16 protein-coding genes are annotated in these 23,381 nt (G+C 48.1%); 11 read left to right on the top strand and 5 right to left on the bottom strand.

What is annotated here, in order from left to right:
- Positions 1–30 precede the first annotated feature (30 nt).
- The 5 genes from ACJJIO_RS14180 to ACJJIO_RS14200 all read left to right on the top strand — a co-directional run bounded on the left by ACJJIO_RS14180 (position 31) and on the right by ACJJIO_RS14200 (position 8,149).
- Positions 31–951 carry a glycosyltransferase gene (locus ACJJIO_RS14180; protein ID WP_444908848.1) on the top strand — a complete coding sequence of 307 codons (921 nt, stop codon included), beginning with the start codon at positions 31–33 and terminating at the stop codon, positions 949–951.
- A 29-nt stretch (positions 952–980) separates the two neighbouring features.
- Entirely contained in the window at positions 981–2,993 is a 2,013-nt protein-coding gene (locus ACJJIO_RS14185; RefSeq protein ID WP_444908849.1) for a capsule polysaccharide biogenesis protein, read from the top strand.
- 149 nt (positions 2,994–3,142) lie between these two features.
- A complete protein-coding gene (locus ACJJIO_RS14190; protein ID WP_444908850.1) occupies positions 3,143–4,213 on the top strand; it encodes a phytanoyl-CoA dioxygenase family protein in 1,071 nt (356 codons plus the stop codon).
- 691 nt (positions 4,214–4,904) lie between these two features.
- Positions 4,905–6,158 (top strand): capsule polysaccharide biogenesis protein, encoded by a 1,254-nt coding sequence (locus ACJJIO_RS14195; protein ID WP_444898952.1) that lies wholly within the window; start codon positions 4,905–4,907, stop codon positions 6,156–6,158.
- 221 nt (positions 6,159–6,379) lie between these two features.
- A complete protein-coding gene (locus ACJJIO_RS14200) occupies positions 6,380–8,149 on the top strand; it encodes a DEAD/DEAH box helicase (RefSeq protein WP_444882590.1) in 1,770 nt (589 codons plus the stop codon).
- 81 nt (positions 8,150–8,230) lie between these two features.
- Here the strand turns inward: ACJJIO_RS14200 and ACJJIO_RS14205 are convergent, their stop codons facing one another.
- Together ACJJIO_RS14205 and ACJJIO_RS14210 are read right to left on the bottom strand one after the other, a co-directional pair.
- Entirely contained in the window at positions 8,231–8,770 is a 540-nt protein-coding gene (locus ACJJIO_RS14205) for a cytochrome b (protein WP_444888162.1), read from the bottom strand.
- A 101-nt stretch (positions 8,771–8,871) separates the two neighbouring features.
- A complete protein-coding gene (locus ACJJIO_RS14210) occupies positions 8,872–9,804 on the bottom strand; it encodes a LysR family transcriptional regulator (RefSeq protein ID WP_444908851.1) in 933 nt (310 codons plus the stop codon).
- 185 nt (positions 9,805–9,989) lie between these two features.
- Here ACJJIO_RS14210 and metE point away from each other — a divergent pair, with 185 nt between their 5' ends.
- Positions 9,990–12,221, top strand: coding sequence for a 5-methyltetrahydropteroyltriglutamate--homocysteine S-methyltransferase (gene metE, locus ACJJIO_RS14215; RefSeq protein ID WP_444908852.1), 2,232 nt, complete (start codon positions 9,990–9,992; stop codon positions 12,219–12,221).
- 79 nt (positions 12,222–12,300) lie between these two features.
- Here metE and ACJJIO_RS14220 read toward each other — a convergent pair whose 3' ends face one another.
- Together ACJJIO_RS14220 and pepQ are read right to left on the bottom strand one after the other, a co-directional pair.
- The gene (locus ACJJIO_RS14220; RefSeq protein WP_444888165.1) at positions 12,301–14,352 is read right to left on the bottom strand and encodes an amidohydrolase family protein; all 2,052 of its coding nucleotides are present in this window, start codon (positions 14,350–14,352) and stop codon (positions 12,301–12,303) included.
- A gap of 280 nt (positions 14,353–14,632) precedes the next feature.
- The gene (pepQ, locus tag ACJJIO_RS14225) at positions 14,633–15,946 is read right to left on the bottom strand and encodes a Xaa-Pro dipeptidase (RefSeq protein WP_444888166.1); all 1,314 of its coding nucleotides are present in this window, start codon (positions 15,944–15,946) and stop codon (positions 14,633–14,635) included.
- An 83-nt stretch (positions 15,947–16,029) separates the two neighbouring features.
- Between pepQ and purU the strand changes: the two genes are divergently transcribed.
- The 5 genes from purU (at position 16,030) to ACJJIO_RS14250 (ending at position 22,823) form a co-directional block, all read left to right on the top strand.
- Entirely contained in the window at positions 16,030–16,866 is an 837-nt protein-coding gene (gene purU / locus ACJJIO_RS14230; RefSeq protein WP_444882584.1) for a formyltetrahydrofolate deformylase, read from the top strand.
- 32 nt (positions 16,867–16,898) lie between these two features.
- Positions 16,899–17,351 (top strand): hypothetical protein, encoded by a 453-nt coding sequence (locus tag ACJJIO_RS14235; RefSeq protein ID WP_444908853.1) that lies wholly within the window; start codon positions 16,899–16,901, stop codon positions 17,349–17,351.
- Positions 17,352–17,459: 108 nt separating this feature from the next.
- The gene (locus tag ACJJIO_RS14240) at positions 17,460–18,191 is read left to right on the top strand and encodes a PAS domain-containing protein (protein WP_444882582.1); all 732 of its coding nucleotides are present in this window, start codon (positions 17,460–17,462) and stop codon (positions 18,189–18,191) included.
- A 461-nt stretch (positions 18,192–18,652) separates the two neighbouring features.
- Positions 18,653–21,391 carry a TonB-dependent receptor gene (locus tag ACJJIO_RS14245; RefSeq protein ID WP_444908854.1) on the top strand — a complete coding sequence of 913 codons (2,739 nt, stop codon included), beginning with the start codon at positions 18,653–18,655 and terminating at the stop codon, positions 21,389–21,391.
- Positions 21,392–21,503: 112 nt separating this feature from the next.
- Positions 21,504–22,823: a glycosyl hydrolase family 18 protein gene (locus tag ACJJIO_RS14250; RefSeq protein WP_444888170.1), complete on the top strand. Its 1,320-nt coding sequence runs from the start codon at positions 21,504–21,506 to the stop codon at positions 22,821–22,823.
- Between the two features lie 136 nt (positions 22,824–22,959).
- On the opposite strand, the gene ACJJIO_RS14255 is transcribed toward ACJJIO_RS14250, so the two are convergent.
- Positions 22,960–23,241 (bottom strand): zinc-ribbon domain-containing protein, encoded by a 282-nt coding sequence (locus tag ACJJIO_RS14255; protein ID WP_444888171.1) that lies wholly within the window; start codon positions 23,239–23,241, stop codon positions 22,960–22,962.
- Positions 23,242–23,381: the final 140 nt, after the last annotated feature.

Below are 23,381 nucleotides of genomic sequence, written 5' to 3' on the forward strand. Positions count from 1 at the left end.
CCTATATTTACCTGAACTATTGGAGTATGAATGGAAGTAGTCAGCCGTTGGATCGTTGTAGAGGAGGGGCCTAATCCCTCGACCGATTACTTTGTTATTCCCTACTTACGCAAGCTTGGGGTAAATATCAAGCGCTTGAATTTCAATGAGCTTCCTTCTGAAGGTGAGCTCAAAGGGGCGCAGCTCATTTTTGTACGTTATATTTCTCGTTCCTGGCAATCACTGATACAACAGAATTTAAGCAAGTTATCTGGCGTTTCGATATTTCTTGATGATGATTTGTTGGATTGGTCGGCCTTCGCGAGGATGCCAGTGCGCTATCAGGCCAAAATCCTGCGCTATAGCTGGTCCAAACAACGTTGGCTAAAGTCTATAGGGGCGAAATTACTGGTCTCAACTCCATTTCTACAGAGTAAATATCGGGATTGGTCCCCTGAGTTATTGTCGGCAGAGCCACTAGATCTAGATAAAGGACAGCAACTTTCTATTTTCTATCATGGATCAGCGTCCCACTATGAGGATATCAACTGGCTCTATCAAATTATTAAAGAAGTAATGGCGGAAAATCCGGATCTGAGTTTTGAGATTATTGGGGATAAACATGTAAATCGTTTATTTAGTGGTGTACCAAGAGTGCGGGTACTGTACCCTATGAAATGGCCTACTTATTTATCCTTACTGCGAAGGCCGGGACGATCTATAGGCTTAGCTCCTCTTTTGGATAGCCCCTTCAATAGGGCAAGATCCCATACCAAATTTTATGATATTACGCAGGCAGGTGCGGTGGGCATTTATGCTGAGGGGGATATCTACGGTAAGGTGGTTCGACATCAGGAGAATGGAATTCTATTACCTATGGAGCCATCACTCTGGATAGAAGGCATTTTACAATTGGCAGCTGATGATGCTTTAAGAGGAAAACTGCTGAGTGAGGCAAAAAAATGCCTGTAGTTGGGCACTGCTCTTTAGGACTTAGCAGAATGCGTACCCTAGAGCGTTTTCTTGGCGCTAAGTGTCAATATGTATTTTCCAGACCTAATAGAAACGTAAGCCAAATGGTGGGCTGGGGGCTCAAGGCTACGTCGATAAAGGCAAAGCGAATAGCCACACGGAATGGACTTCCTTACTTCTGTATTGAGGATGGTTTTTTACGCTCTCTGGGATTGGGAGTGGAGGGAGCACAAGCGCATAGTTTGGTCATGGACTATAGCGGTATTTATTACGACGCCTCTCGCCCCAGTGATCTTGAGGGCTTGATCAGTGCGAGTGATTTTAGCGTTGAAGAACTCAATAGGGCTGAAAATGGACTTTATCTTCTTCGTACCCACCGTTTGTGCAAATATAACAAATCGGTTGACATCCCTCTGGATTTAGCAGATGAGCGTCCGGCGATCCTGGTGGTAGACCAGACTTATGGTGATATATCAATAACCGCTGGGTTGGCTTCCGAGAGCCACTTCCGGGAAATGCTGCGAAGTGCGATTACTGAAAATCCAGGTGCTGAGATCTGTGTCAAAGTACATCCTGACGTTATTTCAGGCAGAAAACGTGGTTATTTGCAAGAGCTTGCAAAGCAAGAAGGCTGTAGGATTATTGGACAGGATTTATCTCCATGGTCAATATTTGACCGCGTTGAAAAAGTCTATGTAGTTACCAGTCAGCTGGGTTTTGATGCATTGATCGCAGGTAAGGAAGTGCACTGTTTTGGTGTTCCTTTCTATGCAGGCTGGGGGCTCACAAAGGATCGCCAGTTTGTTGACAGACGCAATGTAAAACGAACACTGGCTGAAATTTTCTGTGCGGCCTATCTTCGCTATTGCCGTTATATCAATCCTTATACGGGTGTTACATGCGAATTTGAAGATACGTTGTCATTGATTTTGGAACAAAAAAGACAGTGGCAACGTTTTCAGGGGACATGGTTAGGAATTGGATTTTCCCCATGGAAACGCAGTTTTATTCCCAATTTTTTGGGGGGTAAATCTAGGATTACTTTCTTCAGATCTCTTGATAGGGCTGCAATAACCAGACCTAATACCAATATTTTGGTGTGGGCCAGTAAGGTTACAGATTCTTTGGTTGAGCAGTGTCAACAAAATCAATTAAATTTATGGAGAATTGAAGATGGTTTTCTACGCTCAGCGGGTTTGGGTGCTGACCTGGTAAAACCAAGCTCATTGGTATTGGATGCGTGTGGTATTTATTTTGATGCCCGCTATTCCAGTGATCTGGAAGTGTATCTCAATAGTGCTAGATTTTCATCGGAAAGTTTAATTCAAGCAAAAATATTGCGAGATAATTTAATAAGTAAAAGAGTAACTAAATATAATATTGGTCGAGAATTGTCACCTTATGAGCTGGAGATTCCGAGGGATAAAAAAATTATTCTAATTCCCGGTCAAGTTGAGAGTGATGCTTCCATTGCCACTGGATCGCCGCTAATAAAAAGTAACTATGCTTTGTTGAAAGAGGTGAGGGTGAGAAATCCTAGTGCCCATATTATCTATAAGCCCCACCCAGATGTTGTTGAAGGTGCAAGAGAAGGGGGGATGCCTGTAGGTGGAAAATCCCTTTACGACAGTTTAATTGAAAAAGGTGATATTTCTCTGCTTTTGGATAAAGTGGATGAAGTACATACCATGAGTTCACTGTGTGGTTTTGAGGCTTTGTTGCGAGAAATCAAAGTGGTAACTTATGGGCTTCCTTTTTATGCTGGTTGGGGGCTTACAGAAGATATACTTCTCAGTGCGCCAGTATATGACGCTTTCGATTTGCAGTCTTTTAAACTTCGGCGGCAAAGAGGGTTAAGTTTGGAGCAGTTAATCGCTGGTACTCTACTTTTCTATCCTGTATATGTGGATCCGGTGAGCGGTGAATTTATTGATGCAAAAACCAATATTGAGATCTTGCAAATAAGCCGCAAATCCGATCAATCGGCAAGCTTTTTCTTGCAGATATTTCGTTGGTATCGGAGTCGATTTTTAAAGTATTGAATTTCAGCTCAATACTTTTTATCTATGTTTTGTCAATTAATTTGGCAACAAATATAAGTCGGTTTTGAGTGTTTGATTTTGTTGGGCCTCCCTCTTTTTTGTGGGAGGGGTAAAACCTGCTTAGAACATATTTTAATTTGGGGAGTGTTATGTGGCGTTCTATGGTTGGGCTAAGCTGGAAAGTACCAAAGTGGATTTTTGAGTTGCTCAGCTGGGGTAAAAGTTTTAAGAATAATCCCCTGCTGGGCAATAGCTTCTTAAATCGCTGTGGGTTACATGTGATCAGAGTTATTCTGGCCCACCTGCTTTTTCGATTTCGTCTTTTACTATTATCTCCTTTGGTCTCCTCAGAAGATCGGCGTGAATTCATACGTAATGGTTATTTACTTAAGAAAAATTTTCTTTCTCAGGCTGAGTTTCAACGCTTGACTAAAGAGTTGACTGAGCTGAAGGCCCCTGTCAGAGAGGTTATTGAGGGAACTACCGTTACCCAACGAGTCTTTATGGACTCTACGGAGAGAGCTAAAACACCAAACTTTCAAAGGCTTTATTCCCATAAAGGTTTGGATAGATTGATGCGTTATTGTTCTTCAAAGAATCGACCTCCACTCTTTTATATTGAAAATTTATGTAACCATGCGAACGTCATTCCACGGCCAGATCCTCAGCGGGATTTGCATGCAGACACGTTTCATCCATGTGTAAAAGCCTGGTTATACATAGATGATTCTTCAGATACTAATGGCTCATTTGTTTATGTTCCCGGTTCCAACCGGTTGACATGGAAGCGGCTCAAATGGGAATACAGGCAGAGTTTGGAAGCATGTAAGAAAGGGGCCGATCGTGCTCCAGGGCGCTATTGGGATGGCTCATTTCGCGTAAGTGCTCAGGAACTGGCTGAAATGGGTTTTAAAGCGGAGAAGCTATCCGTGCCGAAAAATACGCTTATCATTGGCAATGTTTATGGTTTCCATTGCCGTGGTAGGGCGCTACAAAAGTCACACCGAATGACGGTTTGGATGCAGGCGCGTGATAACCCATTTAACCCCTTGTTCACCCCTTTTCCGAGATCAACAGCGTTGCTATTTGAGTGGATATGGAAGAAGGCGTTGATGAAGATTGATAGCCGGAAAACAGAAGGAGGAGAACAGAGTAACTATTTTGGTACCTTTAATCGTGCTAAAAGTGTGATGGCTTCCAAAATACTTGAGTCTGAATAATTCTGAATGCAATCGATTGAAATACATTTTATTTTAAGTTGGGCACTGTAGTGCAGAGAAAAAGTTGGCTCTTGAAAAAGTGAGCGCGCATCAAGTTATTTGAAATATATTAGAGGATTTTAAACCCGCTAGAGACGAACATTGCTGGCGAGTTCCTCGTGTAATAGGTTGTCTTGGCATTATTTTCTTTACTCTCTAGAATAGCCGTCCGTGAAGTACGCCACACTCTTCAAATGAGCAATCTCAGAGAGTCATCTGTTCTGCTATATATAAAGTGAAGGCTACTGGTGTCTATTCCGGTTCCTATAGAGCCTTCTTCCAACCCCATTACTGAAATGAATTTTGAATCTGCATCAATTTACCAGAGAAGTATCCACAGGCCCGCATCGTTATTTATCGGGCAAACTTGTCTCTAAAGGTGGCTTTTCAGGCTATCGCCTGATGGATAAATTTGCGGTAATGTATCCTGAAGACCTGTTTATGCCGCTAACTTAGTGCCTGTACAATCGATGTTCGTTTTTTATTTGGAAATTTTTGGGCTATTGAATGACCAGCTTTGTGTTTCTTGTTGCGATGTTTATTGGTCTGCTATAGCAGTGGTTTGTATGTGATGAGTTATCGATCGTACCCTTGATGTTTCATTGTTCAGTTTCAATGCCCCTAGTAGGGTGACTCCGGAGTAGGCCTATTCATGTCTGTGGCAGTATTTTTACAGGGACCGCATGGCCCGTTTTTTGCCCAGCTGGCAAAGCGGTTTTCGCAACTCGGTGTTGTTACCCACAAGATCAACTTCAATGGAGGTGATCGCTACTTTGGCTGGGGGAACTACCAAGTAGATTTCACCGGTAGAGAAGCTGACTGGCCATCTTTTTTTCGTCGTTATCTTTCTGAGCATGGCGCTGATACGGTTTTTGCATATGGCGACTGCAGAAGGCTGCATGAAAGCGCCAAAAAAGTATGCCAATCGATGGGAGTTGCTTTTATCGTTTTCGAGGAAGGCTATCTGCGCCCCGATTTTGTCACTATGGAGTGGGGTGGGGTTAATGCTTTTTCCTCAACTGATTGGTCCAGGCAGGCAATAGACCAATATCTCCCTAGAGGCTGTACCCCGGCGGCGCCAGTTGGTCATACTTTTTGGCGGCGTGCCTACTTCGCATCTGCTTATTACTTGGCTATGCGTTTTGCCCAATCAGAGTTTGCCAGTTATCGCCATCACCGGAATCGCAGTTGGTTACAGGAGGGCGTCTGTTGGCTGAGAAGCTTTTATCGTAAGGGGCTCTATAAGTTCAACGAGCGCGGCCTTATCCGCCAGATGACTGGAAAGTACAGTGGCCGTTTTTACCTGTTTCCTCTGCAGACCTGCGATGATTTTCAGTTGCGCAAGCATTCTGACCTGCTCTCGATTGAGAATGCGATAGATGTCGTGTGTAAATCTTTTGCACGAAATGCGCCTGAAGATACGGTCATTGTTTTTAAGCACCATCCGATGGACCGCGGCTTTTGCCACTATCAAAGGCTGATCAGTGTACTGGAAGCGCGTTATCGGATAAGTGGGCGGGTGATTTATTGTCATGATCTGCATTTACCGACCTTGTTGGACCATACAAGGGGTGTGGTAACTATCAACAGTACTGTGGGCATTTCCGCACTGCTTCACAAGGTGCCTACCAAGGTAATGGGGCGGTCCTTATATGATTTGCCGGGTTTGACGCACCAGGGCAGCCTTTCTAGTTTCTGGAAACAGCCAGAGCCGGTAGACATCAATTTTTTCCGGCGTTTTCATACTTATCTGTATGAGCGCACACAGGTGGATGGCAGCTTTTCCCGAGGGCTTAAGTCGACAGTGGACAGGGTTTGTGCCCGTTTGAAGGAAGTTGGTAGAAAAGACTCCATTTTGCCGCTATCAAAGCCTGTCGGCACTAATATCAGGACCGATGCAAAATGAGTGTTCAGTGGTTTTTTCACTAGATTGCGGCCCCTGCCTGGTCTTTTCTCTTCTATCATTCTCCCACTGTGGGGCCGAGATTTCGCAGCTGTTGTGGCTTTCTTCTGATATCTGCTTAAAAAACAGGCTGATCTGGGACGCCTAACCTGTTAGACTGCGCGACCTTTTGACCCACCGCTCCGGTCCCACGACAGGGACTTAGGCTTCAAGTGAATTCCGAAATGACCGATACCCCAAAACCGGCCGGCTTCGACCAGCTGGGCCTGCCGCCTGAAATCCTAACTGCCATCGAAAAACTGGGCTATGAGACCCCCTCTCCGATTCAGGCACAGACAATCCCCTCCCTGTTGGAGAATCGCGATGTGCTGGGCCAGGCCCAGACCGGCACCGGCAAAACAGCTGCTTTTGCACTGCCTTTACTGTCCAAACTGGATCTGAAAAACCGTCGGCCTCAAGCTTTGGTACTAGCGCCGACTCGTGAATTGGCTATCCAGGTAGCTGAGGCGTGCCAGGCTTATGCTTCTAACCTGAAAGGCTTCCACGTGGCTCCAATTTATGGCGGTGCCGACTATCGTGGACAGATCCAACAATTAAAACGCGGTGTGCAGCTAGTGGTGGGTACCCCTGGCCGAGTGATGGATCATATGCGTCGCGGTTCCCTGGATCTCTCCAATCTGAGTACCTTGGTGCTGGATGAGGCCGATGAAATGTTGCGCATGGGTTTTATCGACGATGTGCAGTGGGTATTGGAACAGATTCCGGAAGAGCGCCAGATCGCGCTGTTCTCCGCCACCATGCCCAAAGAGATCGCTCGGATAGCTCGCGAGCATTTACACGAGCCGGTTGAAGTCAAAATCCGTGTCAAGCAAGAGACTGCGGAGACCATCCGCCAGCGCTACTGGCCCGTGGGCGGTTTGCATAAACTGGATGCCCTGACTCGTATCCTCGAAGCCGAGCCAGTAGATGCCACGATTATTTTCGTACGCACCAAAAACAGCACTGTTGAGCTTGCAGACAAGCTGGCCGCGCGCGGTTTTGCCAGTGCCGCCCTGAATGGCGATATGGCGCAGAACCTGCGCGAGCAGGTAATCGATAAGCTTAAGAACGGCAAGCTCGATATCGTTGTGGCCACTGATGTGGCAGCGCGAGGACTGGATGTGAAGCGTATCAGCCACGTGATCAACTACGACATCCCTTACGATACCGAAGCCTATATTCATCGTATCGGCCGTACCGGCCGCGCCGGTCGTGAAGGGGATGCCATCTTGTTTGTGGCGCCGCGTGAACGCCGTATGCTACGTGTTATTGAGAAGGCCACCAAGAAACCCATTGAGAAGCTGGAGTTACCCAGTGCCGAGATGGTTAATAGTGCCCGTATGCAGCGCTTCCGCGAGCGTATTACCGCAACCCTGGAAGGCCAGACAGACTTGGCACCCTACCGCTTGCTGGTGGAGGAATTCCTCGCCCAGAATGAAGTGGACCCACTGGATGTCGCTGCTGCCTTGGCCTCCATGGCCCAGGGTGACCAGCCGCTGCTGATCAAAGAGCAAGAGTCCAAGCCGCGCAGGGAAAGGGAACGCCGCGAGCGGGACGATGATTTTGAAGGGCGTCGTCGTAAGAAAGACGGTTATGAAAAAGACCGCAAGATGCCAGCACCCGATGAGGGGCTGGAGCGCTACCGTATCGAAGTTGGTCGCGAGCACGGTGTGCGTCCGGGTGGTATCGTTGGTGCCATTGCCAACGAGGTGGATCTGGATAGTTCCTTTATAGGTCGTATTGAGATCTATGGAGACTTCACCACCGTGGACCTTCCGGAAGGTATGCCCAAGGAAATTTTCCAGCATCTGAAGAAGGTACGGGTGGCTGGTAAGCCCATGAAGATTTCCCGTTTCGATGAGTCGGCCGTTAAGGCGAAGGGCAAACCAAAAGGTAAGCCCAAGGGCAAACCGAAGGGCAAGCCCAAGTTCAAACGGGATAATGGCGGGGAGTAATCTTTTCCCTGGGAATCCCGAGGCATAAAAAACGGCGCTTATAGCGCCGTTTTTTATGCCGCAAATCTAGGGTAGCTGTGCTTAGCGCTGCGGTAGCATACGGGTCAGAGTGCTGTCGCGCATGACGAAGTGGTGCCAGAGCGCGGCGGCGATATGCAGTCCCACCAATATCAGCAGGGCCGGCCACAGAACATCCTTATGCAGGAAGCCGAGCTGTTTGCCCAGGTCTGAATTCTCTGCCAGTAGGCGCGGTAGGGCAAAAAGGCCAAAAAACTCTGTATCCCTGCCGAACAGCTGACGCATCGCGATACCGGAAACCGGCATTGCCAGTAAAACCAAGTAGAGAGCACCATGGGTCAGGTTGGATAAGGCCTTCTGCCAGGAGCGGCCCTGGATCTGCGGGCGCTTGTGGCGCGCACGCCAGTAGAGACGAACTGCCAGCAGCATTAACACCGCGACACCCAGAGAGAAGTGCAGGCGCATAAACCAGCCGCGCATTGGATCGTCGCGTTCAAAGAATTCGTGCAGCTCTACGGCGCCCCATACCGCCAGTAGTAGAATCACAAACAGCCAATGTAAGCCTTTACTCACTGAGTTCCAGCGATCATTCGTTGTGGACATAGAACGTCTCCTGTAAAGCAGCGCCCAGCGCGGGCGTTAGGTTGCGGCGGGCGTGTGCACCCGCTCCAGTTATCTGTTGCTGATAGTAGTGGCTAGTCCGCTTAACTCGCCGCGCGAATCCCGTTTAGATGGCTAAAACAGGTATCCCGGGCGGTCCGCAGAAAGTCAGCGGCATAGGCTTGCTCCAGCATTTCCTCGCGTACGGCGGCATAAAGGGTACTCCATAGACCCTTTTTTCCCAGACGCAGCTGCGCCACAAATCCTTTTTGCAGATATTCGTGCAAGGCCCAGTTGGGCAGAGCGCAGACACCCCGGCCACTGGCTACCAGCTGCACCATCATAACCGTCAACTCTGCCGTGCGTACACCCGCGGGCTCGATGCCAGCGGGCTCGAGGAAATTCTGGAAAATATCCAGCCGCTCCCGCTCCACCGGGTAAGTGATCTGTACCTCCCCGGCCAACTCCCCGGGAGTCACCCAGCGGCGTTTGGCATCATCTTGCAATAGGGGATGTTTGCGGCTGAGTGCTAGGCACATCTCAAAGCTGAATAGTGGCTGATAGTGGATGCCTTTCAAATCCCGGTCTGGATTAGAGGTGACCACCAGATCCAAGTCACCGCGGGTAAGGGCTGGTAGCGGTGCGAAGTGAAAGCCACTGCACAGATCCAGCTCTACCTCGGGCCAGTCGTCGCGATAAGTATTCAAAGCCGGCATCAACCACTGGTAACAGCTGTGGCATTCGATCGCGATATTCAAGCGTCCCGACTGGCCGGAGGCCAGCCGAGCCAAGTCTCGCTGGGCTAGAGCCGCGCGCGGCAATATGTCATCGGCCAGCTGCAGCAGGCGCAAGCCGGCGCTGGTAAAGCGCAGAGGGCGGGATTTACGCACAAATAGTGGCAGGTTGTGGCGCTCCTCCATTTCCCGGAATAGATGAGAGAGGGCCGATTGGGTCAGGTGTAGATGCTCAGCGGCGCGCACCAGGCTGCCAGTCTCACGCAGAACAGAGAGGGCGCGCAGATGGCGCATTTCTATCATTATTAAAATTATTCATGTTTATGGCAAAAAATATGAAATTGATTGAATAACATTGCAGGCACACAATCAAGTCCTAAGCCTCACAAGTGGTGAAGCCGCAATCGGTAGACAAATAGCGCCGACATGTGTGGGCAGGAAAAAAGGGCTTGGCCCCTCTCACAGGAACGGACTTGGGAAAGTAGAAAATGGTGCAAACGCATGTCCTTGGTTATCCGCGCATCGGCGCTGATCGCGAACTAAAGAAAGCTCAGGAAGCCTATTGGCGCGGTGAAATATCTCAGCAGCGGCTACTGGAGGTTGGTGAGAGTATTCGCCGGGAGAACTGGCAGGCCCAGGCAAGTGAGGGGCTCAATTCAGTGACGGTTGGCGATTTTGCCTGGTATGACCAGGTGCTTAATCATTCGCTGATGTTTGGTGTGGTTGCTGAGCGCTTTGCCGAAGGGGCTGCGAACAATAAATTGGACCAGTACTTTCGTCTGGCCCGCGGCCGCGCGCCCTCCGGTCAACCGGTTGCGGCGAGTGCCATGACCAAGTGGTTCGATACCAATTATCACTATTTAGTGCCAGAGCTTCACGAGAAGCAAACTTTTACCCTGGATAGTAATTGGTTGCTGGAAGAAATACGTGAAGCACAATCCCAGGGTTATAAGGCCAAGCCGGTGGTTCTCGGGCCGCTCACTTACCTCTGGTTGGGGCGGGGTGTTGATGATGTTCTGGATTTGCTCGCCAATCTATTGCCCTGCTATGCCGAGCTGTTTTCCCAGTTTGAAAGCCTGGGGGTGGAGTGGGTGCAAATTGATGAGCCGATTCTCGGCTTGGATTTGCCAGAGCAGTGGCGCAAAGCGTTTCACGCTGTGTATGCCCAACTCAACCACACGGCAAATTTGCAATTGTTGCTGACGACCTATTTTTCCCCGTTGCGGGAAAACCTGCAGTTGGCTTTTTCCCTGCCGGTTGCGGGAGTACACATTGACTGCGTACGGGCGCCAGAGGAGCTTGCGGAAGCCACGCAGTTGCTTGGGGAAGATCAGGTACTTTCCGCGGGGGTACTGAATGGCCGCAATGTTTGGCGAGCGGATTTGCAGAAGTGGCACTCACAGTTGAAGCCTCTGGCGGATCGTTTGGGCGAGCGCCTATGGGTTTCGGCCAGCTGTTCACTACTGCACAGTCCGGTGGACTTGGATACCGAAACATCGTTGCCGGCTGAGCAAAAACAAAAGCTTGCCTTCAGTCGCCAGAAGTTAGCGGAGTTGGCCCAGTTGCAAAAACTATTGGCCGAGCCAGTTCCATCAATGGTAACTCCTGCAGAGAACCCTATCGCCGGCAACTCCGTCACTGAGCGCTTACAGGACAGCTGGCGTGCACCGCGCTATCAGGAGCGCGCGGTACTGCAGGAAAAACGCTGGCAGTTACCACTGTTGCCGACCACCACGATCGGTTCTTTCCCACAAACGGACCTATTGCGCAAGGTACGCCGCCAGCATCGCAGCGGTGAGATCAGTGAGTCGGATTACACCCAGCATTTGCGTGCGGAGATCGCCGAGGCGATCCGTCGCCAGGAAATTCTTGGCTTGGACGTGTTGGTACACGGTGAAGCCGAACGCAACGATATGGTGGAGTATTTTGGCGAGCAACTGCAGGGGTTTGTGCATACTGGCAATGGTTGGGTACAGAGCTATGGGTCCCGCTGTGTAAAACCGCCCATTATTTTCGGTGACATTTCTCGTCCACAGGCTATGACGGTGGGGTGGAGCCGCTATGCCCAGAGCCTGACCCAAAGGCCGGTAAAAGGCATGCTCACAGGTCCAGTGACGATTCTCAACTGGTCCTTCCCTCGTGAGGACATCCACCGAAGTGAAAGTTGCTTGCAGATTGCCGAGGCATTACGCCAGGAAGTATTGGATCTTGAGAATGCGGGTATAGGAATCATTCAGATTGATGAGCCGGCTCTGCGCGAGGGGGTTCCCCTGCGTGAATCCGAGCATGCTGATTATTTTGCCTGGGCGGTGGGATGTTTTCGTTTTACCTGTAGCGAGGTAAAAGCGGAAACCCAGATTCACACCCACATGTGTTATAGCAATTTCAATGCAATCATGGAGGCGATTGTCTCTTTGGATGCGGATGTCATTACTATCGAATCCGCCCGCTCAGATCTGCGTCTGCTCAGTGCTTTTGCCGATAGGAATGGCGGTTACCCCAATGAAATAGGGCCGGGAATTTACGATATCCACTCCCCTAATGTGCCTGAGCGGGAGGAGCTGGTTGAGCGTCTGAAGAAAATTGCCGAAGTAGTGCCGATACAGCGGCTTTGGGTGAACCCAGATTGTGGCTTAAAAACCCGCAGCTGGGCCGAAGTGGGCTCCTCCCTACTGAACATGGTGGAAGCGGCGCGCACTGTGCGCAGCGAGTTGGCCTAATATTTGGCTAATAAAAAAACCGGCAGTCTTTCTGACTGCCGGTTTTTACTTTTCTTTTTTTGCTTACCGCTTTGTCTTTTTATTCAGACTTGGCTGCAATGGTAGTCGTACCATTTATTTCAAATGGTACCGAGGGGTGAAATGGTTTGATGCCCAGGGCTTGATACAGTTCATCAGGGCGATAGAGATTTTGCCCTTCAATAACCAATGCGGTGCGACGCAGTGCGCTGATATCTTCCAGCGGATTACCTTCCAGTAAAACCAGGTCTGCATTTTTACCCACGGTGATACTGCCAGTATATTGATCGGCTCCCATTACCTGGGCAGGTACCAGTGTGGCAGTACGTAGTACATCCATAGCGGGTATACCGGATTTGGCATAGAGCTCCAACTCGCGCAGCAGGGTAAACCCGGGAATACCATCGGAACCCGCTACCATGGTCACCTTGTGCTCATGCAGTTTACGCATCATTTTCAGCAGGGCATCGGCGGAGAGGTCGTAGTCATCCCTGTGTTCCGGTTTTACATCCAGCTCGGCACCGACAAATGCGCGCTGAATATTCACCGGTAAATGGCCGGCGATATCTTCAAACTCCGGATCTATTTTGCCAGGTTGGCGCAGCAACATAGAGCTAAATACGGTAGTCGTGGCATCTACCACTGTACCTTTCTCAGCGAGTTTATCCAGGAATTCATCAACCTCTGCACTTTCCAAGTCCAGCTCGTGGGCATGTTCACCAATTTCGGTAAAACGTAGTTTTTTGCGGGTGTCGATCTTGCCCATAAAATTGAGGAACAGCATATTGATATGCTGGATTTCATCAAAGCCGGCATCCACCGCTTCCTCTGCGGTCATAAAGGCGGGGATATGCCCGGATAAGCGCATGCCGTTTTCGTGGATATGTTTGGCTAAGGGTGCGATCCACTCGGGCTCCATGGAACTGTAAGTTTTTATCTGCTGGTAGCCATGTTCCGCATACCACTCGACAATTTCCTTGGCTTCTTCCAGGCTATCTGCCGTTTTACCCATGCGCATGGCATTTTCACTTTCCCTGTCCATAAAGCCCGCACGGAACAGGTCACCGCCGATAATCTGTTCGGATTCATACAGGCCGGAGATGCGCATAATATTTTCGTGGGTATTACCGATATCGCGCACATTAATAATACCGGCGGCCATATTCAGGGCACCATCAGTGGGTGATAGGTGTGCGTGCATATCCCACAGCCCGGGAATCAGGGTGTGGCCTTTGGCATCGATACGGGTGGCGTTTTGGACTTTGATTGGGCGGCGGCTAATCTTGGTGATTTTGCCGTTTTCCACCAGTAGGTGGCGACGCTTGCGAAGCTTGCCCGCTTCTACATCGACCAGATTGACGTTGCTAATCAGGATCGGTTGGGCGGAGGTATGGGTGTGCTTTTCGGCGATATCCAGTAAATACTGGTCGGAAGCGGCAACCTGGTGTTCTTTGAGTTGTTGCAGGTGGGATTTATCCCAGCCTTTGCGCAGTATGGCGAACCAGCCTCCTTCATCGGCAGCAAACAGATCACCGGATTCATCGTACCAGGCCAGGTCCGGAGTAAAACCCAGGCCACTCACACCGTAGAGATACACGGTTTTCTTCTCATCGCCCTGCTCAAGAGTGAGCTGATCCAGCTTGTGTAGCTGAGCTTGTCCTTGGGGTAGTAAACCTATGCTGTGATCCTTATCGGCAAGTAGCGCTTTTACCAGCTGGGTTTGTACGGCCAGAGTCGAGTTTTTGGGAATATAAAACTGCGCTTCGGAAGTTTTTGCGCTGCCGTGTTCATCGGTGCCTTGCCAAGTGGCCACACCATCTTTCAGTGTAAATTCTTCATTAACTGGCGCGCCAAAGGGGCTGATACCTTCAATGTGGACCTGCTCGGGCATTTTGGCCGCGCCGATCGTGAAGCTTTCCTTTAGATTGAGTCGGCGGTTATTCCAACCGAGCTTTAATTCTCCGGAAATTTTCGAGCCCTTTTGTTCGATCACCTCGCTGCCGGCGATACCCTCTTTATCGTAAAAGATATATTCGATTGATTTTGCATAGGCGCAATTGGCCGTGGCAAATACCGCTGCGGCGACCAGTGTCGCTAGCCTGGACTTTTTCATAGGGTGAACCTTTCTTGTTGTTTTTGCGCAGGGGAGGTTGGCTGTTTTTTACTATTCAGGCAAGAGATAGCAGTACAGAGAGTGATGGCTTTAGGAGTAATTTCGGCAGAAGGATGAATCAGGGCGACAGGGCGTTGGGATAAACCTCAGTGGTTTTTTATTTTACCTGTTAAGGGTGAGGGAGAGCTTGAGGAGATCCGGCAACCTGGAAGACAGCAAAACCTGCCAGATTGCCTTACTCTTGGCGAGAGCGAGTTAGAGTATTTGTTTACCTATGGCATTAATACTCTGCCTCGCAGGCGCGGGTGAGGTTCTCGTTCGCTTCGGCACCCACCACAATATTGTCCTCAATACGCACGCCGCCGTAGGGGCGGAACTCTTCAACCTTATTCCAATTAACTTCACTGGTAAGGGAGGAGACTTTCAATTCCGCAAGCAGACTATCGATAAAATAGAGCCCCGGCTCAATAGTAAACACTTGGTTTTCTTCAATAGTGCGGCTGGTGCGCAGGAAAGGGTACTCCGCAGGTGGGGGTGTGCTACCGCCATCGGGGCCACTCTGGTGACCACCCACATCATGTACCTGCAGACCGAGGAAGTGGCCCAGACCATGAGGCATAAATGGCCGGGTTAATCCGGACTCCACCGCACTCTCGGCAGAAGATTTGATGATATCGAACTGGGCCAGCAATTCGCCAACTTTCAGATGGCACTGGCGGTGTAGATCCGGGTAGGGCAGACCGGGCTTGAGGCCGTCCACCAGTTGCAGCTGTTTTTCATCCATCGATGCCACCAGCTGAGCGAACTCGCTGTCGGCATAGCTATAGGTCCGGGTGATATCCGCACAATAGCCATTGCAATCGGCCCCGGCGTCGATCAGAAAGGTTTTTAATTCTGTGCCGGGCAGGCGTTGGGTGGAGAGGTGGGTGTAGTGCAGTATCGCCGCGTGTTCATTGAGGGCCACGATATTGCCGTACGGCATGGTGTTCTCGCCCTGGCCGGTAGCACTCAAGTAGGCTTGGTTGATCTCGAACTCGCTGGCGCCACCGCGGAAAGCCAGTTCAGCGGCTCGGTGCCCTGCCACCGCAATGCGGTTGGCCTCGCGCAGGCAGGCGACTTCATAAGGGGTCTTGTTGGCACGCGCCCAATGTAGACGGTTGATTAGGATTTCGGGGTTGATCTCACCGAGTGGCCAGTCCTGGAACCTGTCGGCCTCACCAATGAAGGCGGCGTTATCCGCGTTTAGGAATTCCCGGGCATCTGCTGGCTTACTCAACAGCTCGATATCGTAGAGCTCACTCCAGAAGGTCTGTGGCGCGGGTGGGACATAGTGCCAGAAGTCCACCGGGCGATAGAACAAGAGTTTGGGTTTCTGCCCGCGCCTGAAGATCACCCAACTGTTGGGGTTGTCGGTGATCGGTACCAGGGCCTTGAACTGGGGATTGACCTTAAAAGGGTAGGGGTTGTCATCCAGAAACTGCATCCTGGGTGCACCGCTGAATACATTCAGGGTATCGAAGCCGCAGGACTCCAATATTTCATCGTAGCGGCGGCACAGGGTGGCCATATGATCTGCGTAAAGGTTTTTATCCATGTTCTCCCCGGAATGGATCGCTGAATCGATTAGACGGCATAGTGTATAGTCTGAACTCTGGATATTTGGCCTGAAATTCGACCATGGAAAAGAAGATACTGCTAACCGACTGCCCCGATGATAAGGGCCTGATCGCGAAGATTACCAATATTTGCTACAAGCACCAGCTCAATATCATCAAGAATGATGAATTTGTAGACCGCGCGGAGGGCCGCTTTTTTATGCGCACCGCCCTGGAAGGTATCTTCAACGACACTACCTTCCTGGAAGATTTGGATATGGCCCTGCCGCAGGGAGCCGAGCGGCGCCTGGTGTCCACCAAACGCAAGCGCCTGGTGTTGATGGTGACACGCGAGCCTCACTGCTTGGGTGACATCTTGATGAAGTGCTATTCGGGCGCACTGGATGTTGAGATAGCCGCTGTGATTGGCAACCACCCAGACCTGGGTGGGTTGGTAGAGAAGTTTGATATTCCCTTCCACTGTGTACCGGCACAAGACCTGAAACGCAGCGAGCACGAGGAAAAAGTGGCTGCTCTGGTAGATGAGTACAATCCGGATTACCTGGTTCTGGCCAAGTATATGCGTGTACTCACCCCGGAGTTTGTCGCTCATTATGCTGGCCGAATTATTAATATTCACCACTCCTTCCTGCCGGCCTTTATCGGGGCCAAGCCCTATCAGCAGGCCTATGAGCGCGGAGTTAAAATTATCGGTGCCACCGCTCACTTTGTGACTGATGATCTGGATGAGGGCCCGATTATTGAACAGGATGTAATACATGTGGATCATGCCTATTCGGCGGAGTCCATGGCGGATGCGGGCCGCGATGTGGAAAAGTTGGTTTTGTCCCGCGCACTGCAGTTACTGTTGCAGGAGCGGGTATTTATCCATGGCAATAAAACCGTGGTATTCAAATAATTGATAAAGTCTCCTGAGGCTAATAGCCTTTTATGGAAGCTATTGATGAGCCAAGAGGGCTTGCTGTGCTGAATAAAAATAAATTTAACTCCTCATTATCCCCAATACGACTATTTGGGGGCTTGGCAATTGCCCTGATATTAACAGGTTGTACCAGTAACAGCCCGATACCAGGAATGAAGGAATCCTTTGAGACAGAAGTTGCTCCCAATGGCGCCAAGCGTTTTACTTTTACGCTAAAGGGAAAGCAGCGTGATATCCCTGCGCCAGTTGTGGCAGGTTCCAGTGCTCAGTCCCGTATGCCGAGAGGGCCAGTGGAGAGCGGTGGCCCTTCAAGTCGTCGGGTAGAAGCCTATTTTGATTGGGCTCTGGAGCAGAAGTTGATAGAAACCGGTTTCTGCGAGCGTGGTTATTTTGAAATTGAGCGAATTATCTCCCCATATGGGGGAGAAGTGCGGGGTGAGTGTAGAGAGGGGGCATTTTGATACTTTTAGTGTCTTGATTAGAAAAACTTATTGAGTTTGTTAATTTTTAAGAGGTTAGCCAGTAAGCTCAGCTATATTCCAGTTTTATACAAAATGTAAATAAGAATAATGAAGTATAAATCAGTCTTGGAACAGGTCTCTACGCAGCAGATCATTGCGGTGTTTGACCTTATATCAGATATTATTTTCTGGGTAAAAGATGAATCCGGCTATGTGGTGCATTGTAACCGGGAATTTATTGAGCATGTCGGCTGCAGGTCATTACATCAGGTAGTTGGCCGTTCAGATATGGATTTTTCCCCTTCTTATCTCGCTAAAAACTATATACGTGATGACAAAAGGGTGATGTCAGGAGAGACGATTACAGATCGTCTGGAATTGAATATTGGTAAAACAGGCGAGTTAGTTTGGTTTACGACATCAAAGCGCCCATTAAAGAGTGCCAATGGAGAAATCATAGGAACCTATGGTGTAGCTCGAGACCTTAAAGAAACGGTTAAGACTCTCTCTAGAATGGATAAACTTAAAAGGCCAGTTGAATACATAAAAAATAACTATAGTCAGCCAATTGCGGTTGAAGATTTGGCAGAGGTTGCGAGTTTATCGGTTAGTGCACTAGAGCGGCGATTCAAAAAATATCTGGATAAAACACCCATGCAATTCGTTCGGGAAGTCAGATTAGAGAACTCTCGTCGTATGCTGGTGGAAACACAAAGCCCAATATCTGAAATTGCTTATCGGGTTGGCTTTACATCTCATAGTTACTTCAGTAGACACTTCAAAGGCATGTTTGGACAACTTCCAGCAAATTATCGTAGTGAAGTTCAGTCCAATATATAAACACCGAACAAGCTGAGTGTCCTCAGCTACTTTAGAGAGAGTTGTGTGTTAACTTCCCCCGATGAGTTGACAGCCGCCCATTTCATTCATTTCCGGAAATTCTAGACCCGAGTTTGACTTGGGATTTTATTCCTTAAAACAGGTAGTTAGTCGATTCATTTTTGGCTTTCTGCGACTGCTTGTTTTTTCTTAAAAATCTAAAACGCCGATTTTGTTTCATTAGTATCCCAGTATTGATTACCTCTCCATCAAGGTTTTTTTTTAGGGTTTTAGTGCTCAACAAATGAACTGTCTTTTTGGGGTTTAGGGTCCCCTGACAGTTTTACGCCAGCCCTTTGAAGGGGCTGGCATTTTTTGAACCGGTGAGAGAAAAAATAGAAAGTTGGGATGCTATGAAAATAATGAAGAAGAATAGCCGAAAAAGGGTTAATACCTGGAGCAGAGGTTTCAGGCAGAAGTCTATGGTTACTGCTATCTCGCTGGTCGTTAGCAGCATGGCAATCGCGGAAGATACTTCGGACTCTGATGAGAGAATTGAAGAGGTTCAAGTCATTGGAATTCTTGAGAGTGCTACCAAAAACCTTGAAATCAAAAGGGATTCCCTTGCAGTAGTAGATGCTATTACTGCAGAAGATATTGGTAAGTTCCCCGATAAAAATGTAGCTGATTCTCTCCAGCGTGTGCCAGGTGTCACTATCGATCGCAGTGGTGGTGAAGGTAGCACGGTTAGTATTCGGGGAACTAGCTCAGAGTGGACTCTCACCCAGTTAAATGGAAATTACATTGCTACTTCCGGTAGTGGAGCTCCCTCCAGAAATTTTAACTACTTATTACTTCCCTCCAGTATGATCAGTAGGGCAGAGGTTTATAAAAGCCCCGAGGCAAGAATTGATGAAGGTGGTGTCGGTGGTACCGTTATCCTACATAGCCACAAACCTCTTGATCTTGATGCTGGACAAGGTGTAATCACCACAGAGGCGACTTATTCAGATACTACCGAAGAGTGGGACCCACAATATAATGCTTTCTACTCCTGGAAAAATGAGAGCGAAACTTTTGGTATTTTAGTGGGGTACACCAGCCAGGACCGTGGCGTAACCGGAGTTACCAATTATGCAAGTGGCTGGCGTTTGCACTCAGATACTGATGAAAATGCAGATTTGTCAGCTCTTGTTGACCAGACCACAGAAGAAGTTTTCAACAATGTGTGGGCGCCCACGCAGGTCAGTATTCACAACTCTAAGGAAGACCGAACCCGTGATGGATACCAGCTTGCCGCACAGTGGCGACCCACTGAACGCCTGGAGTTTGGTTTTGCTTATTTCGGTTCCAAGCTTGGCTATGACACTAATACTCAAAGCCTGACATTTGCGGAATGGAATGATCATGACGATGCATACTATGGCATTGAAGTGGATGGAGATACAGTCGTCACCTATGGTTTTAACGACAATGGTGACCTTAATGAAAATAACTGGGGCGATGGAGATGTAAATGGCGGTGTAGACGTATACCGTGGTTTGATGTCTCCCCAGCTGACAGGCTATACCCGCAAGGGTGAATCGGAATCTAATACTTATGATTTTGAAGTTATCTATGAAGGGGGCTTTTATACCGCGGCTATAAATGTTGGGCATACAGAAGCAGAGGGGGGAACTTCTGAACTCACATACGCTAATATGGATGCTCGTTATGGTTCCGTGGATAGCTGGCTTTGGTCAATTGCAGATGGTAAGCCGAGCTATGAAGTTTCCACAGATCTCACAAAAGATACTGAAGCTTATCCCTACTATGACTGGTTTGGCTCAGATGCTACGGAAAATAGCGATGAAGAGAGTTACTATCAGCTAGATTTGGCATTTGATACTAACTGGGGAATTGTTAATAAGTTTTATGTGGGCACAAAGTATAGGGATCATGAGGCTAGATCCTATAGAGATATCTATCGCTGGGATGACGAGACTGATGATAATGGCGGTTACCGAGGTTGGTTATCTGGCGATCAATGGTTCCACAATCCTGATTACCACCCAGATACTTCAACTTTAATTAGCGATAAGGTAGTTGATAATAGTGCTGGTAATACAGGTGCAATTGATTATCTGGCATTTGATACCGATGCCTTGATGGACTATGTGCGTGGAAACTTCAACCTCACTGTTATGCCAGTACTATCTGGCACTTATACAATTGATGAAGAAATATTCTCAACCTATGCCCAAGCTGATTTTATATGGCGAGACTTCCGCGGAAACTTGGGGGTTCGCTATGTCAGCACAAAATTATCTACAGAAACGTATGATGATATTACTGGAATGGAATCGGATGAAGTTATTGCTAACTCCCGCAGTAATACCACAAAAGAATTTTTGCCAAGTTTGAATGTTGCCTGGGATCTAACTGATGATCTGGTAATACGATTTACAGCCTCTAAAGCCATGTCAAGGGTGAGTTACGCTTATTTGGGGCAGGCTGAAACTTATGGTCCACCAGTTCATATTGTTTCTCCGGATGAGTGGACGGGGCGAGGAAGTGGCTTCTTTGCGAATACGGATCTGGAGGCCATGATCTCCAAGCAGTTCGATCTGGGCCTAGAGTGGTATTACGCCGATGGTTCTGCATTGGGTGTAACTTTATTTGACAAAGATATTGACAATCTGCCAATCCAAGTAACTGAAATTGTTGAGCGTGAGCACGATTGTTGTAATGGCCCTATTGAAGTGGAAATGAAGGGGCAGATAGGGGGAGGAAACGCAACTTCTAGAGGGGTGGAGTTGTTTGCCCAGCATGCTTTCGAAAGCGGCTTCGGTCTTATGGCCAACTATACATTTACGGATACCGGCACTTCCACCATCATTCTTGCTAATGAGTCAATCGAAGCTGAGATACCTGGTACCGCGAGACACCAATATAATTTATCTGCATTTTATGAGAATGAAAATTTCGGTGTTCGTGCCTCCTATAATTGGGTGGATGACAGGGTTACAAGTTTACATCGTGGGTATGCGGTATACGATAAGGACTACGGACAGTTGGATCTGAATGCAACCTATACCTTCACTGATAACTTTAATATCTCTGCCTCTATTATCAATTTAACTGAAGAAGTGGCGGAGGGATATTGGAAACAGGAAAATCGGATGACATACAACAACTACTCTGGGCGCCGATTTTATATTGGTGCAAACTATAAATTCTAACACCTCGTTGATCGTAGTATTGGGTGTAGAGCAAATGCACTACACCATTTTTTGACTTTAGATGTTAGATTGTAAAATTCACATAACTACATAATAAAAAATGAGCATAGATATGAAACAACCAACACTTAGAGCAATGCAAGCTGCTTGTGCCACCTTTTTATTTCAGGCTGGTGCCTACGCAGATATTGAAGTGGTCAGTTCAGGCGTATGTCCCTCTGATGCTACCAAAGTAAGCTATTCTGAAGCGCTTAATTATCCTGATGAATTTTGTGGTCTTCTCAATAGTGGTGATCTTGTCGGTCTATCAGGAGGGGCTTCAATAGAGCACCTGGGTGACAATTGCCAATTGACGGATAATGAAAGTCGCCAAATCTCCAAGACACTATGTAAGTCTGAACCTTCAGTACCACATGTTGTTAGTGGCAGCAGTTGTTCGTCCGATGCAGACCCGGTTACCTATCTTGAGGCACAAATTTATAAAGATGAGCTGTGCTCTGTTCTGGGAGACTGGGAAATTGCAAACCTTGCCGGTAATGCCTCCATGGATGGCAGCGGCTATGGATGTGGTTCACGCAAGAATGAAATCCGTGAGCTGGGCTCAACACTGTGTAAATCAGATACTCCTCAGGAAAGTGGATCTGCTCCCAAAGTTGCCTACGTAGAGGTTAACAGTAATAACTTGGGAAATGCGGGCTGTTTTACAGAGAGCGATGGCAGTCAGTTGTTCGATATAGCTGTGATCTTTGCGGCAAATATTAATTATGATGGTCAGAAAGCGGTCTTGCATTTTAATGACCAAGTGTCAGACCTGCTCAATAACAATTTGAGTACAGTACAAGACTTGCAAGACAAGGGTACGAAAGTGGTACTCAGTGTTCTCGGAAATCACCAAAATGCAGGTTGGTCTTGTTTTGCCGATGAGCAATCCGCTGATGACTTTGCTCAGCAGTTGAAAGATGCAGTGGATCAATATGGTCTGGATGGTATTGATATTGATGATGAGTACTCACAGTGCAGCCAAACCTATTCTGACTCCCTGGTAAAAGTGACTAGTGCATTGCGAGAGAAAATGCCGAATAAAATCATTTCCAAAGCACTCTGGAGTGATACCGATGCTTTTCAGGCTGAATGGAATGGCAAGAAACTGGGCGATCAACTAACTTATGGCTGGGAGATGAGCTATTGGTTGGGCTCAAGTTGTACATCAAGAATCCAGAAGTATATCAATCTGGGTGTTGATAAGTCTAAGCTGGGTGTTGGAGCTTCCACTGTGATGAATGGTGCATCTACCGCAAGTGCTTTGGCCTCCTGTAACGAAAATAATAACCTTGGTGGCGGCACAATGATATTTAATGTGACTAAAGATTCTAGCAGCTATCTTTCTACAGTTTGGCCAGGTACTTCAGCGGTTCCTAGTTGCCTTAAGTAGTTCAAAAATATTGATAGTTGTGATTTAGTTAATTCTCTTTAGTAAATCTATTTCGGAGTGGGTAGTAAACACTCCGAAATACAACCCTTATACTCAGCTCCTAAGGAGTTGTTTCTGACTCTTGGCGGATACACTTCTACTCTTTTTTAATAAAGCTCTTTTTAAAGAAGGCCTCATTGGGGTGTGGCTTTTTCTTTGCCATCGCTTCCATATGAGCTTTCTGTTCTGCCTTCGCTTGGTTTCTCTTTTTCCTACAGGGACGACAGCGAATCGCAGAGGTCTCAAAGTCTCTCTTGGCGATTTCATACCACCATTTTTGTTGCTTTGCTGTCCATACTTCTTCTGAGCCACAATCTTTACATTGAAATTCTTGATCCAGGTAGTAGAGAGGAATGGCAATGTAGTAAGAGTGGTGCACAATTGCTGCCCTATCTACCGCAATAGCCCAGTCGGGAATGGGCCACTGAACTGATCAAGGATCTTGCCTCTATTTAGCTTCCCTTTTTTTTCTTCGAGCTTGCTTAATTTCGATTCTTCTTTGTTTGCCGCTTTTCATTG

It is taken from the genome of Microbulbifer mixtoriginis (SeqCode), from assembly GCF_052467235.1.